Origin of the sequence: Synechococcus sp. CS-1332 (assembly GCF_025127995.1) — a bacterium.
Lineage (GTDB): Bacteria > Cyanobacteriota > Cyanobacteriia > PCC-6307 > Cyanobiaceae > Cyanobium.
On sequence record NZ_JAHLYP010000049.1, the window covers coordinates 48,595 to 64,146 of the forward strand.

At 68.0% G+C, this 15,552-nt stretch carries 16 protein-coding genes; 7 read left to right on the forward strand and 9 right to left on the reverse strand.

Going from position 1 to position 15,552, the window contains the following annotated elements; genetic code table 11:
- Positions 1-24: 24 nt before the first annotated feature.
- Positions 25-1,203, reverse strand: coding sequence for a glycosyltransferase (locus tag KQ305_RS12150; protein WP_259725664.1), 1,179 nt, complete (start codon positions 1,201-1,203; stop codon positions 25-27).
- Between the two features lie 102 nt (positions 1,204-1,305).
- A complete protein-coding gene (locus KQ305_RS12155) occupies positions 1,306-2,325 on the reverse strand; it encodes a hypothetical protein (protein WP_259725665.1) in 1,020 nt (339 codons plus the stop codon).
- A 224-nt stretch (positions 2,326-2,549) separates the two neighbouring features.
- Between KQ305_RS12155 and KQ305_RS12160 the strand changes: the two genes are divergently transcribed.
- The 3 genes from KQ305_RS12160 to KQ305_RS12170 all read left to right on the forward strand — a co-directional run bounded on the left by KQ305_RS12160 (position 2,550) and on the right by KQ305_RS12170 (position 3,699).
- Positions 2,550-2,942: a hypothetical protein gene (locus KQ305_RS12160; RefSeq protein WP_259725666.1), complete on the forward strand. Its 393-nt coding sequence runs from the start codon at positions 2,550-2,552 to the stop codon at positions 2,940-2,942.
- Positions 2,943-2,954: 12 nt separating this feature from the next.
- Positions 2,955-3,212, forward strand: a complete 258-nt coding sequence (locus KQ305_RS12165; RefSeq protein ID WP_259725667.1) for a hypothetical protein — start codon at positions 2,955-2,957, stop codon at positions 3,210-3,212.
- 172 nt (positions 3,213-3,384) lie between these two features.
- Entirely contained in the window at positions 3,385-3,699 is a 315-nt protein-coding gene (locus KQ305_RS12170) for a hypothetical protein (protein ID WP_259725668.1), read from the forward strand.
- 38 nt (positions 3,700-3,737) lie between these two features.
- Here the strand turns inward: KQ305_RS12170 and fabI are convergent, their stop codons facing one another.
- Positions 3,738-4,520, reverse strand: a complete 783-nt coding sequence (gene fabI, locus KQ305_RS12175) for an enoyl-ACP reductase FabI (RefSeq protein WP_259725669.1) — start codon at positions 4,518-4,520, stop codon at positions 3,738-3,740.
- A gap of 28 nt (positions 4,521-4,548) precedes the next feature.
- Between fabI and KQ305_RS12180 the strand changes: the two genes are divergently transcribed.
- Positions 4,549-5,283 (forward strand): 4'-phosphopantetheinyl transferase superfamily protein, encoded by a 735-nt coding sequence (locus KQ305_RS12180; protein WP_259725670.1) that lies wholly within the window; start codon positions 4,549-4,551, stop codon positions 5,281-5,283.
- 4 nt (positions 5,284-5,287) lie between these two features.
- On the opposite strand, the gene KQ305_RS12185 is transcribed toward KQ305_RS12180, so the two are convergent.
- Complete coding sequence (locus KQ305_RS12185; protein ID WP_259725671.1) at positions 5,288-5,818, reverse strand: hypothetical protein; 531 nt, start codon at positions 5,816-5,818, stop codon at positions 5,288-5,290.
- Between the two features lie 237 nt (positions 5,819-6,055).
- Between KQ305_RS12185 and KQ305_RS12190 the strand changes: the two genes are divergently transcribed.
- Complete coding sequence (locus KQ305_RS12190) at positions 6,056-7,258, forward strand: DegT/DnrJ/EryC1/StrS aminotransferase family protein (RefSeq protein WP_259725672.1); 1,203 nt, start codon at positions 6,056-6,058, stop codon at positions 7,256-7,258.
- 12 nt (positions 7,259-7,270) lie between these two features.
- Here KQ305_RS12190 and KQ305_RS12195 read toward each other — a convergent pair whose 3' ends face one another.
- The 3 genes from KQ305_RS12195 to folK all read right to left on the reverse strand — a co-directional run bounded on the left by KQ305_RS12195 (position 7,271) and on the right by folK (position 9,972).
- Entirely contained in the window at positions 7,271-8,752 is a 1,482-nt protein-coding gene (locus tag KQ305_RS12195; protein ID WP_259725673.1) for an FAD-binding domain-containing protein, read from the reverse strand.
- A complete protein-coding gene (locus KQ305_RS12200; RefSeq protein ID WP_259725674.1) occupies positions 8,752-9,312 on the reverse strand; it encodes an NUDIX hydrolase in 561 nt (186 codons plus the stop codon). The genes KQ305_RS12195 and KQ305_RS12200 overlap by 1 nt, the downstream gene beginning before the upstream one ends.
- A 66-nt stretch (positions 9,313-9,378) precedes the next feature.
- Entirely contained in the window at positions 9,379-9,972 is a 594-nt protein-coding gene (gene folK / locus KQ305_RS12205) for a 2-amino-4-hydroxy-6-hydroxymethyldihydropteridine diphosphokinase (protein ID WP_259725675.1), read from the reverse strand.
- A gap of 83 nt (positions 9,973-10,055) precedes the next feature.
- On the opposite strand from folK, the gene bchD reads away from it, so the two are divergent.
- A complete protein-coding gene (gene bchD, locus KQ305_RS12210) occupies positions 10,056-12,167 on the forward strand; it encodes a magnesium chelatase ATPase subunit D (protein WP_259725676.1) in 2,112 nt (703 codons plus the stop codon).
- On the opposite strand, the gene KQ305_RS12215 is transcribed toward bchD, so the two are convergent.
- Together KQ305_RS12215 and KQ305_RS12220 are read right to left on the reverse strand one after the other, a co-directional pair.
- Positions 12,154-13,176, reverse strand: a complete 1,023-nt coding sequence (locus KQ305_RS12215; RefSeq protein ID WP_259725677.1) for an MlaD family protein — start codon at positions 13,174-13,176, stop codon at positions 12,154-12,156. The two genes, bchD and KQ305_RS12215, sit on opposite strands and share 14 nt — an antisense overlap.
- Positions 13,177-13,180: 4 nt before the next feature.
- On the reverse strand, positions 13,181-13,996 hold the full coding sequence (locus KQ305_RS12220; protein ID WP_259725678.1) for an ABC transporter ATP-binding protein: 816 nt from the start codon (positions 13,994-13,996) through the stop codon (positions 13,181-13,183).
- Between the two features lie 215 nt (positions 13,997-14,211).
- On the opposite strand from KQ305_RS12220, the gene yvcK reads away from it, so the two are divergent.
- The gene (gene yvcK / locus KQ305_RS12225) at positions 14,212-15,528 is read left to right on the forward strand and encodes a gluconeogenesis factor YvcK family protein (protein ID WP_259725711.1); all 1,317 of its coding nucleotides are present in this window, start codon (positions 14,212-14,214) and stop codon (positions 15,526-15,528) included.
- Positions 15,529-15,552 lie beyond the last annotated feature (24 nt).

A 15,552-nucleotide genomic window follows, 5' to 3' on the forward strand; every position in this document is an offset into this window, starting at 1 on the left:
ACATCCGCTCAGGCAGACATCCGCTCAGGCAGACTTCCACCCCATGGCGACGTCCAAGGCCGCCAGGATCCGATCCACCCGACTCTCCCAGGTCTGGGCTCTGGCGAAGGCCACACGCGCCTTGAACTTGTCAGGCCCATCGGATGCCAGTTCTTCATCAATGGCCTGCAGGAAACGCTCGGGATCGCTTTCGATCCGAATCAGGTGACTGGCCAGGTCCAATCCCTCCACGGCTGAAGAGACGACCGGCTTTCCACTGGCAATGTACTGAAAAAGCTTCAGTGGGCTCATCGATCTGGAAAAGGGAGTATCGAGATGTGGAATGAGGCAGAGATTCATCCTTTTCAACTGCGACGGCACCTGATCGTTGGGGATGCTCCCGAGCCACTCGACATTATCGAGGCCTAGCAGCCCCGAGTCCGAAAGACGCCTGTTGAGTTCCGGGCCGACCAAAAGGAGCTTGCAATGCCGCCGCTCCAGAGCGAGTCTGAGGAGCAGATCGATATCGGTTCGGTCCCAGAAGGTCCCGACATAGCCGAGGACCGGTTGGGGGCCACAGGGCCGAAAGTCCGAAGCCTCCGCCAGAAACGAGGAGCTCACGGCCTGATCGATGCGAACGCAGCGAGACTGAAGCGAAAACTTCTCCTCATTGACTCTGGAGGTGACCGCGATGAGATCAGACAGGCCACCCAGACGCGGATACTGATCAATCGCAAAGGGGTAGTACCAATCATCTTTATCAACCAAGGTAAAATCATCCACAACCTGCATGATTCGTGCTGCAGCAGGAACTTGCCGCACCAACTCATCAACGATTGGATGGGCAGGGAACAACCAAAGCAACGTATTCGACTTACTAAATCCATAAGCTTTGATCAGTCGCTTGAGCGCGATTCGCTCCCGCTCAAGCTTCATTCTGGAACCCAGGCTTCTTAACCGAAAGGGCGTGATTCCACCCAGCCTCCAATACAAACGGACGACAGCCAGCTTGTCGGAAGCCGTCTGCCTGGAATTCGCGAGGCACTCCCCTTTTGAGGAGGGCAAGACAACCAGAACCTGTCGCACATGGTCCAGCCGGCTCAGCGTCGTGGCAATCTGCTCGTAGGTTCGGCCAAAAACTCCCCAGTCGTCACCGAACCAGAACAACAGGATATGGGTGAGCTTTCGATGACTGGAAGTTCCAGGATCCCGGGCTTGAATCATTGCGGCTTCTGGCGGAAATCAGAACAAAGGAATCTCAGAATCGGCAGAACGCAAAGAAAGTCTGCTGGTGGGGAAGTCAAGAAGGACTGCAGAGGAAAGAACTCAGTCAATGATCCAGCCAAGTTGCCTTCCCCGTCGCGTTTTGTAACTAAGCTGACATCGTTCAAGAGCCTGGGCGACCTGCACATTGGCCCAGGACATGAGGTTTAATCGCTCGCCAAGTAGCACATATCTGAACCAGGAGACTATCCTGCCACGATAAACGAAAGAGCTGAAGCTCGAACGCTGGCAGGTCCCCCAGAAGTGACGTGACAGACCAGCGATCATGAGATCGGTGACGACCGAACGGTTGATGTCCTGCTTTGAGAGTCCCTCCTGCCGGAGCCGTTCCTCATCAAGATGATGAATACCAAGCCCATCCCCGACCTTGACCACAGGGACTATGGAGGGGCATGAGATATTGAACTGACGGCACATGTCGACGACTTCAAAGCTATCCGTGATCACGACCGATCGGCGTCGGCCTGAATATCCAGCGATGGCTCTCAGTATCTCTTTGGGGCAGCCGCCAGAAGCATCCGTATGCCGAACATGCCAGCATTCATAGGCACCCGGCACCAGGTCCATCTCATTCATTCGACTCATCACCGCCTGCTTGATGTCCTGATGCAACCGAAGGATGCGGAACAGTCGATTGGAGTAGCGAGCCAGATAGCGGCAAACGACAAGAGTATCCCACGGCCCATCAGGATCCTGATCAGGTTCCGTGAGGAAGTCACCATTCAGCGCCCCGTGGCAATTCAGGGGATTTTTGGTTATCGAGCAGGCGTAGCGTGATGGCATCACCTGGCCAAAGCCGTCCTCAGGCCGCACAAAAGCCATTTCAGAAGGACAAGAAAGCTGGAAATAGTTCTCGAAAGAATCACTCCATGAGTTGTGCGTCCAATCAACGCAGAGAGCGGCATTCCAATGGCTGGCAAGATCACAGCAGTACCCCAGGACCTGCAGGCGATTACCAAGTCCCGCAATCCCCTTGACGACGACAGTTCGGCGCATCAACACAACTCCCATGATCCACCCTAGCCATAAAATTTTAGACCTGGTCATCCAGAACAACAGCAAGCCCCGATGGGGATCCCCGGCCTATCCAGCACCCAGGGCTCCCATGATCGGGGAGACGCCAAGTCAAACCCGTTGTCGACGCTTCACAACCAGCCCCCCCAACCTTTCCGCACGCACTGCGAGCCCAACCCTTAGTGATAAGCCGGCAACGACTTACCGAGGCTCCGAACGTTGTGGCTCTGCCAGCTTTCCCCATCGCCCTCCAAGGCAGGCCGACAGAGTGGTTGCCCTGGGATCCAGTGCAGATCGAGGCGGTGATCGAGGCCCTCGCCGCCATCACCACTCCGCCCCGACGCGGCGAGGTCCAGCATGATCGCGGTGCCCCGACCTCAGCCGCCCAAAGCCTGGGCAACCCCGTGGCGGTCGTCGAACCCGCAGCCATCTTCGGGGGTTGTCCTCCGCGACATATCGGCCATTTCCTGCACGAGGGCCTCAGCCGACCCTGGAGGCTGGGTCAATGGGAGAACAGCGATCCTCTGATCACAGGCCTCCGGAGCCGGGTGCAGGCGAAAGGGGCGGATGTGGTGGTCTTCATGCTCCGCTGGCTGGATGGCGGCAAGGACCTTCCCGCCTCCATGGCCGGGGTGCTCACGGGACTGCGACTGCCCCCCGAGTGAATCCGCACACTGGTGGAACCGACACTGGTTCTCCATCTGCTGATCCCGGCCCAGTTCTGGGGATTGAGTTTCGATCCGCCCGCGCCCGGCTGGAACGACCGCCTCAGCTGTGGCTGCCGTCAACCGAAGCGCGCACTGCTGGGCAACGACGCCATTCCTGCCGCCCCTGGCGAAGATGGGTTGCTGCCCCTGGAGAAGCTCTCGATCACCCGCACCGGGTGCCCCTCCAGCACGGTCTTCAGAGCGGCGACGTCTTCCTCGACCGGCTGATGGAGGCCGCCGGCGTTGGAATCGTCCACCCGAACGCCACACAGATACATCTGTATTCGAGGGCGCGGGAGCTGGTCTTCATGCAAGGTAGGGGTATGTACCCGCTCTTGTTCGATCACCTGCGGCCAGGGGTTCGCATCCGGGGATTCTGCGACATCGTCTGGGGGCCTGAATGTGCGCTCAGCTGAAGCGCCTGCTGCGACCAACTGCAGGCCTGCGCTGGCGGCTCCTCGATGCCCTGAAGGCGGAAATCCTCACCTCCCCGAAGGACTGGGAATCCCGCACTCTCGCGGACATGCCTGCACTGGCCAACCAGCTGGCCCCGACAACCTTCCTGCCAAGTGAGCAGATATGGCACACGTTGATGGCCCATACCAAAGAGCTCGTGGCCCACGGAGACGCTGCTCAAATGGAAGGAGTCCTGGTTGCACTGCTCAGCCAGTTAGTTGCTCCCACCGTCGGAGCGGCCAATGTGGGGCACGCGTAGACGGCTGCGGCGACTGACGGGCAGGGTGAAGCGCCGACTCACATCCCCGTGATGCAATACCCCGCATCCACGTAGATCACCTGTCCGGTGATGCCGCTGGCCAGGGGGCTGGCCAGGAAGGCGGCGGTGGCACCCACCTCGTCCTGGGTGACGGTGCGGCGCAGGGGGGCCTTTTCCTCGACGTTGTGGATCATGTCGAGGATGCCGCCGATCGCCGAGCTGGCCAGGGTGCGGATCGGGCCGGCGCTGATGGCATTCACCCGCACCTGCTGTTCAGGGCCCAATTCGGCTGCCAGGTAGCGCACCGAAGCCTCCAGGGCCGCCTTCGCCACCCCCATCACGTTGTAGTTGGGGATCGCCCGCTCGGCGCCTAGGTAGCTCAGGGTGATCACGCTGGCCCCCTGGCTGAACAGGGGTTTGGCATGGCGGCACAAGGGCGCCAGGGAATAGGCGCTCACCTCCAGCGCCCGGGCGAAGCCCTCCTGGCTGATGGCGCTGAAATCACCCACAAGCTCGTCCTTGCCGGCGAAGGCCAGGCAATGGATCAGCACATCCAGCGAACCCCACTGCTGGGAGACGCGCTGGAACAGGGCCTCGATCTGGGCCGGGTTCTGCACATCCAGGGGCTCGAACAGGGTCGGGTTCAGGGGCGCGGTGAGTTCGCGCACCTTGCCCTCGAAGCGGCCCCGGTCGTCCGGCAGGTAGGTGATGCCCAGCTCGCAGCCCGCCGCCGCCAGCTGCTGAGCGATGCCCCAAGCGATCGAGCGGTTGTTGGCGATGCCGGTGACGAGGGCCTTCTTGCCGCGCAGATCAAGGAGCATGGGGAGCAGGGCGCCGGAGGGCGAGGGGATGCAATCCGGCGATTCTCCCGTATGCGCGGCGATTCCTCCCCTGGCCTGGCCTGACCCCGGCGGCCGTCTGGTGCTGCCGCCCTGGCCCTCCCCCGCAACCGACGCTCCTCCGTTACTTCTGCTGCTCGATCGACGCGAGTCGCAGCTCCAGGCGCTGGTGACGCCCCTGGGGGATCTGCTGGATCCAGGCGAACGGCAACGCCTGCGACAACTGCGGCGCCAGGGGGATGGCGAGCGGTTCCTGCTCGGTCGCGGCGCCCTGCGGCTGATCCTGGGGGGCTGGTTGGGATGCGATCCCGCCGGCCTGGTTCTGGGGGCGGGGCCCCAGGGCAAGCCTGAGCTGAACTTCCAGCAGGCCGTTGGGCAGGCAAAGGGGGGGCATCCCCCCCAGTTCAACGTCTCCCATTCCGGGGATCTGATCCTCCTGGGCTTTCACTCCCGGCGGCCGGTGGGGGTCGATGTGGAGCAGCGACGGCCGGTGCCGGAGTGGGAGGGCATTGCTGGCCGCTGTCTGCCACCGCAGGAATCGGAGCGGATTCGGGCCCTGCCCGAGGAGCGGCGCAGCGATGCCTTCCTGGCCGCCTGGTGCCTGCTGGAGGCGGGCCTCAAGGCCAGGGGGCTGGGCCTGTTCACCGGCGAGCCAGCAGGCCCAGGAGCAGGGGAGGATCCGCATCCGGACCACTGGCCCCTGGTGCTGCCAGAGGGGTACGTGGGCGCCGCGGCCCTGGCCTGAAGGGTCAGGAGCCCCCGGGCTGGGACTCTTCCGGTTCCTCCAGGTCTTCGGGGGTGAGGGGCAGGCCCAGCAGACGCTTTTCGGCCCGCCGGATCGCCCGTGGGTCACTGAGCAGTTCGGGCTCCTCCAGCAGGGGCAACATCGGCGGCCGGTGCTGCGCCGCGGTGCGGGGAGGCGGCTCCCAGACAAAGACGCTGGCGGGGGCCCGCTCGCGGCACAGACCCTCCGCCTGGCGCCGCAGGGCCAGCCGCACCGGCCCCCGCTCCTGGGCCAGGAAAAACTCCTGGCGCGGGGCCAGCCCGAAGCTGGTGGGCTCGGGCCCGTTTCCGCCCTGGAGCCGGGCGGCATCGGGAAGCCAGCGGGGCCGGCAGACGCCTGGACGGCTGGTGTCGGTCTCGATCCAGATGTGCAGGCCCTTGCCGCCGGGCCGCGTCACAACGGCCAGCCCGTCGTGGGGCTGGTGCCGAGGCAGGGGGTACACCCGGCCACTCGAGCGCTGCTCGGCCGGCACGCAGCCGGATAACAGGATCGCCACCAGAGGCAACCCCAGCAGGGGCCTTCCCAGCGGGCCGCGGGCCAGCGGGCAAAGGGGCGGCACAGCAAAGGCAACACGATCACGGTGATGATCCTGACCCAGCCTCCCCATCCGCTCTGCAGCAAGGGCGGCAGATCCACGGTCCTCACTGCCGTCACCACGCTGGCAACGAGCACGCCGCTCAGCAGGGGACGTGCGGTCGGCATGGGTCGGATCCCCAGGCTTAATGTTGCCGCCATGCAAGTGCCCCCCTTCAGTCTCAGCGAGCAACTGCAGCAGCTGGGAGACGCGCTCGATCACGCCGTCCTCGAGGTCTTGCGCAGCGGCCAGTACATCGGGGGGACCACCATCAGCGGCTTCGAGGCCGCCTTCGCCGACGCCTGCGAGGTCCCGCACTCCATCGGCTGCAACAGCGGCACCGATGCCCTGGTGCTCGCCCTGCGGGCCCTGGGCATCGGTGCCGGTGACGAGGTGATCACCAGTTCCTTCAGCTTCTTCGCCACCGCCGAAGCGATCAGCGCCGTGGGCGCCACTCCGGTGTTCGTGGACGTTGATCCGGACACCTACCTGATCGATCCGGACGCGATCGGGGCCGCCATCACCCCCGCCACCCGCGCCCTGATGCCGGTGCACCTGTTCGGCCGGCCCGTGGACATGGAGCAGATCATGGCCATCGCCGCCGCCCACGAGCTGCGGGTGATCGAGGACTGCGCCCAGGCCAGCGGCGCCAGCTGGGCCGGGCGGCCGGTGGGCGGCTGGGGCGACGCCGGCTGCTTCAGCTTCTTCCCCACCAAGAACCTCGGGGCCGCCGGCGACGGCGGCATGGTGGTCTGCCGCGATCCGGCGCTGGCCCAGCGGATCCGGGAACTGGCGGTGCACGGCATGCCCCGCCGCTACCTGCACACCGACCTCGGCTACAACAGCCGCCTCGATGCCATGCAGGCCGCTGTGCTGATGGTGAAGCTGCCGCACCTGGCCGGCTGGGTGGAACGGCGGCGGGCCATCGCCGAGCGCTACCAGCGGGAACTGGCGGGGCTGCCGGGCCTGCTGCCCGCGGCCCCCGGACCGGACGGCCACAGCTGGAATCAGTTCGTCGTGAGGGTGCCCCACTGCCCGGCCGCCACCATCGCCTGTGGCGGACGCTGCACCCCCGCCGCCGACAGCGCCAGCTACGGGCTGCCCGAGGCCTGCTGCCGCGACTGGCTCAAGCAGCAGCTGCAGGAGGCCGGAGTGACGACGATCATCTACTACCCGATTCCCATCCACCGCCAGCCGGCCTATGCCTCCCTGGGCTACGCCCCCGGCAGCCTGCCGATCACCGAACGGCTCTGCACCGAAGTGCTCAGCCTGCCGATCTTCCCCGAACTCAGTGCCGAGCAACAGGACAGCGTCATCGCCGCGGTGCGCAGCCTGGTGGGGGTCGCAGCGGTCGTCGCCTGAGGCCCTGGCGGCCTAGCCCCTGGGCAGGGCGGCATGCAGGGCCTTGAACCGGGCCTGCTGCACGTTGTGGCTGACGATCGGCGCGGGGTAACCACGTCGTTCCAGAGGCGTGATCTGGCCGCTGATCAGGTCGGCGGTGGCCACATGGGCCAGTTCCGGCAGCCAGTGGCGGATGTACACAGCCTCGGGATCGAAGCGGGCCGCCTGCGTGAAAGGGTTGAAAATGCGCAGCGGCTTCGGATCCATGCCGCTGCTGGCGCTCCACTGCCAGCCGCCGTTGTTGGCCGCCAGATCACCGTCCACCAGGCGGGTCATGAACGCCCGTTCGCCATGGCGCCAGTCGATGATCAGGTCCTTGACCAGGAAGGACGCCACCACCATGCGGCAGCGGTTGTGCATCCAGCCGCTCTCGTTCAGCTGGCGCATGGCGGCATCAATGATCGGCAGTCCGGTGAGGCCCTGCTCCCAGGCCTGCAGCCGGGTCGGGTCGTTTTCCCAGGGGAAGTGGCGCCACTGCGGGCGGTAGGGACCATCGGCCAGCTCGGGGAAATGGAACAGGGCCTGCTGGTAGAACTCGCGCCAGGCCAGCTCCTGTTCCCAGACGCCGATGGAGCCGAGAGTCTCCTCGCTGCGGGCGAGGGCCCGAGCCCCCTGGGCGGCGGCCCAGGCCTGGCGGGGGCTGAGGCTGCCGAAACTGAGGGCGGCGGACAGCCCGGAGGTGCCGACCTCACCAGGAAAATTACGTCCCGGCTCGTAGGCAGCCAGGGGACCGCCGTTCGCCCCGCCGTCGGCGAAAACCTGCAGCTGGGCCAGGGCAGCTGCCTCCCCAGGGCGGCAGGGACAGAGATCAGCCCCAGCGAAGCTGAACCCCAGCGACTCCGCTGTGGGCGCCGCCTCCAGCCTGGGCAGGGCGGCCCAGAGGGCGGACTGTTCCGCCTGCATGGCGGCGAGATCGAGATCCAGCAGCCCGATGGGGGCGTCCACCGGCTCGAGGCTGTCGGCCCGTCGCTCCACCTGGCCGCGCCAGTTGCGCAGGAAGGGCCCATAGACCCGGTAGGGATCCCCGGCTCCGGTGCGGATCGTCTCCGGGGCCACCAGCAGCTGGTCCCAGTCGACCAGCACCCTGGTGCCCTGGCCCTTCAAGGCGGCCGCCACCTGTCGGTCGCGCTCCCGCCCGTAAGGCTCCACCTCACGGTTCCAGGCCACCACGCTGGCGCCCACCGCCCTGGCCGCCAGGGGGATCAGGTCGGCCGGCTCGCCCTCCAGGATCAGCAGCCGGCTGCCGGACGCCCGCCAGCGATCCGACAGCTCCCGCAGGCTCTCGCACAGAAACCAGACCCGGGCCGGCGCCATCAGCGGGTCGGCAAGGATCGCCGGATCGAGCACATACACGCCGGTGACCGCCGGGGTGGCGGCCGCCGCCGCCGCCAAGCCCAGGTTGTCGGCCAGGCGCAGGTCGCGGCGATGCCAGAACAGCCAGCGCTCCTGAGCCATCAGAGTCCCAGCAGCTGACGGGCGCGGTACCAGGCCGTCACGGTTTTGCCGTCCAGGGCCTCATCGCCACTGGCCAGGAGCGCATCCAGCTGGGCCGGCTCCAGCAGCAGCACCTCCATGTCCTCATCGTCGTCACCGGGGGGCCGGTCCTGCAGCAGGGTGAGGTCGCGGGCCAGGAAGAGGTGGATCACCTCGTCGGAGTAGCCGGGGCAGGGGTGCATGGCCCCCAGGGGATCCCAGCGACTGGCGCTGTAGCCGGTCTCCTCCTCCAGCTCCCGCCGCATCGAGCCCAGTGGCTCCTCCCCCTCCTCCAGGGTTCCGGCCGGGAACTCCAGCAGCCTGCCGGCCACGGCGAAGCGGTATTGGCGCAGGATCACCACCCGGCCGTCCTCGAGCACCGGCACCGCCAGGGAGGCGCCCGGATGGCGGATCACGCCATAGGTGCCCTCGATGCCGATCGGCAGCACCACCCGGTTGAGCTCGAAACGCACCTTGCGGGCCTGCAGGGCAGCGGTGGTCTCCAGGTGGGTGCAGGGCTCGGGGGGCGGCAGGGGAGCCATGGGGCAGGCCATTGGGGCCCCCAGTGTGACGGGCGGGGGCCGACGGTAGCAGTTCAGGGACGTGGTTCAGGGGCCCTCGGGCCAGCCCGGGACGCCGGCCAGGGCCAGGGGCGGCAGCTCCCCAGGCCGCACCGGCAGGGCCGCCAGGGCCTCGGCGGCAGCGACGGGCCGGCCGGCGGCCACCGCTGGAAGGAGCAGGTGCGGATCGATGGCCGCCAGGGGAGCCAGCACAAAGGCCCGCTCCCCCAGGCGCGGGTGGGGCAACACCAGCTCCGTGCTGCAGCAGGTGATGGCGCCGCACCAGAGCAGGTCGAGGTCGAGGCGGCGGGGCCCCCAGTGCTCGCGGCGCTCGCGGCCGAACCGGGCTTCGAGCTGCTGCAGTTGTTCCAGCAACGCCACCGGATCGGGCCAGGAGCCTTCCCGCGCAGCTCCCGCGCCACCCTGCACCAGCAGAACGGCATTGAGGTAGGGCGGCTGCCCCGGCGGCCCCCCCACCGGCGCCGTGCGGAACCGGGGCGACCAGTTCAGCTGCAGCGGAGCAACGGCCCAGGCCTCCAGCGCCGCCGCCAGCAGGGGCCGCACGGCCGCGAAGCTGGCGGCCGGATCGCCCAGATTGGCCCCAATGGCGATGGCCAGGCTGGAGCGGGTGCGGCAGGTCATCGCGGTCAGGCCAGGCCTGGCGGGCAGGGTATCGCTGCCGCCTTTCCGCCAGACTGCCCCGACCCCCACCCAGCCTCTGCCCCATGGTCGTCAGCGGGTCCCCTGCCGCGCCCGCCGGTGCCGCCCCCACCGGCAGCTTCCCGCTGGCCGCGATCACCGGCCACGGCACTTTGAAGCTGGCCCTGCTGCTGGCGGCGGTGGATCCCGGCCTGGGCGGCGTGGTGATCGCCGGCGGGCGAGGCACCGGCAAATCGGTGCTGGCCAGGGGGCTCCATGCCCTGCTGCCGCCGATCGACGTGATCGACCTGGCGGACGGTCCGGGGCTGCTGCAGGCCGATCCCAGCCGCCCCGACGAATGGGACGCGGCCACCCGACGCCGCATCACCGAACTGGGCGGCGATGCCAGCGGCGCTGATCCAGGCGCCTTGCTGCCCACCCGGGTGATGCCGGCGCCCTTCATCCAGGTGCCCCTGGGCGTCACCGAGGACCGGCTGATCGGCTCAGTGGACGTGGCCGCCTCCCTAAACGCGGGGGCGCCGGTCTTCCAGCCGGGGCTGCTGGCCGAAGCCCACCGCGGGGTGCTCTACGTCGATGAACTCAACCTGCTGGACGACGGCATCACCAACCTGCTGCTGGCGGCGGTGGGCTCCGGCGAGAACCGCATCGAGCGGGAAGGGCTGAGCCTGTCGCACCCCTGCCGCTGCCTGCTGATCGCCACCTACAACCCGGAAGAGGGGGCGGTGCGCGACCACCTGCTGGATCGCTTCGCCATCGCCCTGTCGGCCAACCAGTTGCTCGACATCGACCAGCGGGTGGCGATCACCCGCTCGGCCCTCGACCACGGCAGCTCCAGCACCGCCTTCAGCGCCCGCTTTCAAGAAGAAACCGAAGCCCTGGCCACCCAGCTGCTGCTGGCCCGCCAGTGGCTGCCGGATGTGGCCATCGACCGTGAACAGATCCTCTATCTGGTCACCGAAGCGATTCGCGGTGGCGTCGAGGGGCACCGGGCCGAGCTGTACGCCGTGCGGGTGGCCCGGGCCCATGCGGCTCTCTCCGGCCGCGACCAGGTGGAGGCGGACGATCTGCAGGTGGCGGTGCGGCTGGTGATCGCCCCGCGGGCCCTGCAACTGCCGCCCCAGGATCCCGACCAGCCCATGGAGCCGCCGCCACCACCGCCGCCGCAGGGGGAACAGCCCCCCGAGGAACCGGAGCCGCCCCAGGAGGAGCAGGAGAACGACGAGCCTGAGGATCAGGACGACGACGACCAGGACGACAGCCCGGAGGACCAGGCCCCGCCCCAGATCCCCGAGGAGTTTCTGCTCGACCCGGAGGCCACCGCCATCGATCCCGACCTGCTGGTGTTTGCCTCGGCGAAGGCTAAGAGCGGCGGCAGCGGCAGCCGGGCGGTGGTGTTCAGCGACAGCCGCGGCCGCTATGTGAAGCCGATGCTGCCCCGGGGTCCCGTGCGCCGCATCGCCATCGACGCCACGCTGCGGGCCGCCGCGCCGTACCAGAAGGCGCGCCGCGCCCGGGAGCCCCACCGCAAGGTGATCGTGGAGGAGGGGGACCTGCGGGCCAAGCAGCTGCAGCGCAAGGCCGGGGCCCTGGTGATCTTCCTGGTGGATGCCAGCGGCTCGATGGCCCTGAACCGCATGCAGAGCGCCAAGGGGGCCGTGATCCGCCTGCTCACCGAGGCCTACGAAAACCGTGACGAGGTGGCCCTGATCACCTTCCGCGGCGAGCAGGCCGACGTGCTGCTGCCGCCCACCCGCTCCATCACCGCCGCCCGCCGGCGGCTGGAATCGATGCCCTGTGGCGGCGGCTCACCCCTAGCCCATGGCCTCGCCCAGGCGGCCCGGGTGGGGGCGAACGCCCTGGCCACCGGCGACCTGGGCCAGGTGGTGGTGGTGGCCATCACCGACGGTCGCGGCAACGTGCCCCTGAGCCGCTCCCTGGGGCAACCGGCACTGGAGGGCGAGGAACCGGTGGATCTCAAGGAGGAGCTGCGGCAGGTGGCCGGCCGCTATAGAAGCCTTGGTCTGAGGCTGCTGGTGATCGACACCGAGCGCAAGTTCATCGGCAGCGGCATGGGCAAGGAGCTGGCCGAGGCGGCCGGCGGCCGCTACGTGCAGCTGCCCAAGGCCAGCGACCAGGCCATCGCCGCCATCGCCCTGGAGGCGATCAACGGTTTCTGACGGTGGGCGCCAGCCGGTCCTGGGCGGCCTGACGGGCCGCCTTGGCTTCCTGCTGGCGGGCGTCCTGACGGGCCTTGCGGTCGCGGGCCGCATCCACCTCGGCCGGATAGAGCTCCTCGAAGAACCTGCCCAGGCCGACCGAGACGCTGCGGATGCCGTCGAGGAATTTCGGATCGCCGGTGAGCTTGCTCATGTCGCCGCCAACGGCCGACCAGCGGTCGGTGAGCTGCTTGGCATTGGTGAGGGTGGCCTGGAGGTCGGCCACGGTCTTCGGGTTGTCGAGCGCCGCCGCCAGGTTGCCGACGTGCTTCGTCACCCTGGCGGCATCGGCACTGGCGACGTTGAGGTTGCTCAGGATGGGATCCACCTTGCCCGCCGAGCGGTTCAGCTGGCTGACCAGGACCTGGGCGTCCCGGAGGAACACCTGGCCGCTCTTGGTGAGCAGCTCGGTCTCCTTGGCGGTCTTGGAGAAGGCGGCGGTGGCCGCCACCATCTGCTGCACGAGCTGCTCCTTCTCGGCCTCGTTGAGCAGACCCTGCACCGTCTCGGTCACGGTGTCGAAGCTGGCCGCCGCGATGCCGCTCACCTGGCCGCCGTTGCAGACCATGCGGGTGTTGTTGCAGCCCCGATCCCGCGGCCCAGGCAGGCTGGCCGGCAGCGGGCCGCCACCGACCAGCAGGGACACCTGGGCGTCTCCCCCCAGCAGGGAGGCGGAGGCCACACGGGCCACCAGGGGCCGGGCCAGCCGCAGGCTCGCGTCATTGATCTCCAGATCGGCCACCACGGCCGCATCGGTGACCGTGACCCTGCGCACATTGCCCACCAGCACCCCCCGGAAGGTGACCGGCGATCGCACGGCCAGACCGGCGGCATCGGCGAAGCTGGCCCGGATCGTCCAGGTGTTGCCGCTCAGGGAGACGCCGCGCAACCAGAACCAGAGGCCCATGCCGCTGGTAACGGCCGCCAGCAGGGAAAAACCAACCAGGGCTTCACGAACACTCCGGCGCATGGGCTCAGTTCTCGGCCGGCTGCATCGGTCCTTGCAGACTACCGCTCCGAAACTGGACCACATAGGGATTGGTGCTGACGCGGAAGTCCTCGACCGCACCGATCCAGCGGAAGCGGCCGTCGTAGAGGAGGGCCACCCGCTCGGCGCAACGGTCGATCGTGCTCATCACGTGGCTCACCACGAGGGTGGAGGCGTGAACGATGCGGGAGGTTCGCACGATCAGGTCCTCAATGCGGGTGCAGGCCACAGGGTCGAGGCCGGCCGTGGGCTCGTCGAAGAGCAACAGGGGGGTGCGGGCCGACGCCAGGGTGGGGTCGTCGATCAGGGCGCGGGCAAAGCTCACCCGCTTCTGCATGCCGCCGCTGAGCTCACCGGGCATGCGATCAGCGGTGCCCCCCAGCCCCACGGCCTGCAGGGCCTGGTCCACCCGCTCGGCGATCTCCTTCTCCCCCAGGCGGCTGAAGCGATAGAGCAGGAAGCCGACGTTCTCCCGTACGGAGAGCGAGGCCAGCAGGGCAGGGTTCTGGAACACCAGGCGCACGTCCGGCGGGTGGCGCTGATCCAGACGCAGGTAGGTCTGGGGTTCACCGTGGATGAACAGACGCCCATCGGTGGGCAGCTGAAGCCCCGCCAGCAGTCGCAGCAGGGTTGACTTGCCCGCGCCCGAGGGTCCTACCACCACGAGGCGCTCACCCGGCGTGAGGCTGAGGTCGACCCGATCGAGGACCATGGTTCCGCCCCAGCCCATGCTGAGGCTCTCCAGCTGGGCCACCGGCGGGGTGGCCGGGGAAACGTTCAGCGCCAGTTGACTGAGGGCCAAGGATCCACGGCAAGGGAACCCCGGGGGCCCGACTCCCATCCTGCCGGTTCAGGAGGGGCTTTTCATCCGTACAGTTCGGTTGGTCTGTGCCGCGTTGCCACGCCCTGCCCTTGACGGTTCGAGGCCCCGCTGCAAACGCCCGTCGGCGCCGAGGCGGTACCCGAGCCGGGCGCCCCCGCTGGGTGGGCCGCGGCGATCTGCGCCAGCAGGATCTGATGAGTCGCTCGCGGCGGGCAGCCCGCTGGCTGCAACCCGGGCTGGTGGTGAAGCGCTGGATGATCACCTCGGGCATCGGGCTGGTGATCGCCCTGCTGGGGGCGGCGGTCTGGGCCGACCTGCAACCCATCTACTGGACCCTGGAAACGATCCGCTGGGGCCTCAATCGCCTCACCCAGGTCATGCCCAGGGGGATCACCGGTCCGCTGGTGCTGCTGATCGGCGCCGCCATGGTCTGGCTGGGCCAGAGCCGCAGCTTCGGCGCCATCCAGCAGGCCCTGGCGCCCGAGAAGGACACCCTGCTGGTGGACGCCCTGCTGGCCCAGCGACGACTGAATCGCGGCCCGAACATTGTGGCGATCGGTGGCGGCACGGGTCTGGCCACCCTGCTCAGCGGCCTGAAGCGCTACAGCAGCAACCTCACTGCCATCGTGACGGTGGCCGACGACGGCGGCAGCAGCGGCGTGCTGCGCCGGGAGCTGGGTGTGCAGCCCCCCGGCGACATCCGCAACTGCCTGGCGGCCCTGGCCCGGGAGGAACCCCTGCTCACCCGGCTGTTCCAGTACCGCTTCAAGGCCGGCAGTGGCCTGGAGGGCCACAGCTTCGGCAACCTGTTCCTCAGCGCCCTGACGGCGATCACGGGCAGCCTGGAATCGGCCATCATCGCCAGCAGCCGCGTGCTGGCGGTGCAGGGCCAGGTGGTGCCCGCCACCAACGCCGACGTGCGCCTCTGGGCCGAGTTGGAGAACGGGGAGCGCATCGAGGGCGAATCCCAGATCGGCCACGCCCCCTGCCCGATCGTGCGCCTCGGCTGCACGCCGGAGCGGCCGCCGGCCCTGCCGCGGGCCCTGGAAGCGATCGCCAATGCCGACCTGATCGTGCTGGGGCCCGGCAGCCTCTACACCTCCCTGCTGCCCAATCTGCTGGTGCCGGAACTGGTCAGCGCCATCAGCGCCAGCAAGGCCCCACGCCTCTACATCTGCAACCTGATGACCCAGCCCGGCGAGACCGACGGCCTGGACGTGGGCGGCCATCTGCGAGCGATCGAGGCCCAGCTCGCCAGCCTCGGGGTGGAGCAGCGCCTCTTCAGCGCCGTGCTGGCCCAGGAGGAACTGGCCGATTCCAGCCTGGTGGACCTCTACCGGCTGCGGGGAGCCGAACCCGTCACCTGCGAAGCCTCACTCCTCAAAGAGCAGGGCTACGAAGTGATCCTGGCGCCGCTGCAGGGAGCCCGGCCCAGTGCCACCCTGCGCCATGAGCCCCGCAGTGTGGCCAAGGAGGTGATTCGGTACTACCGGAAGCATCGAAGGGATTAAGGCCGTAAGCTCCCGTCGCTGCAG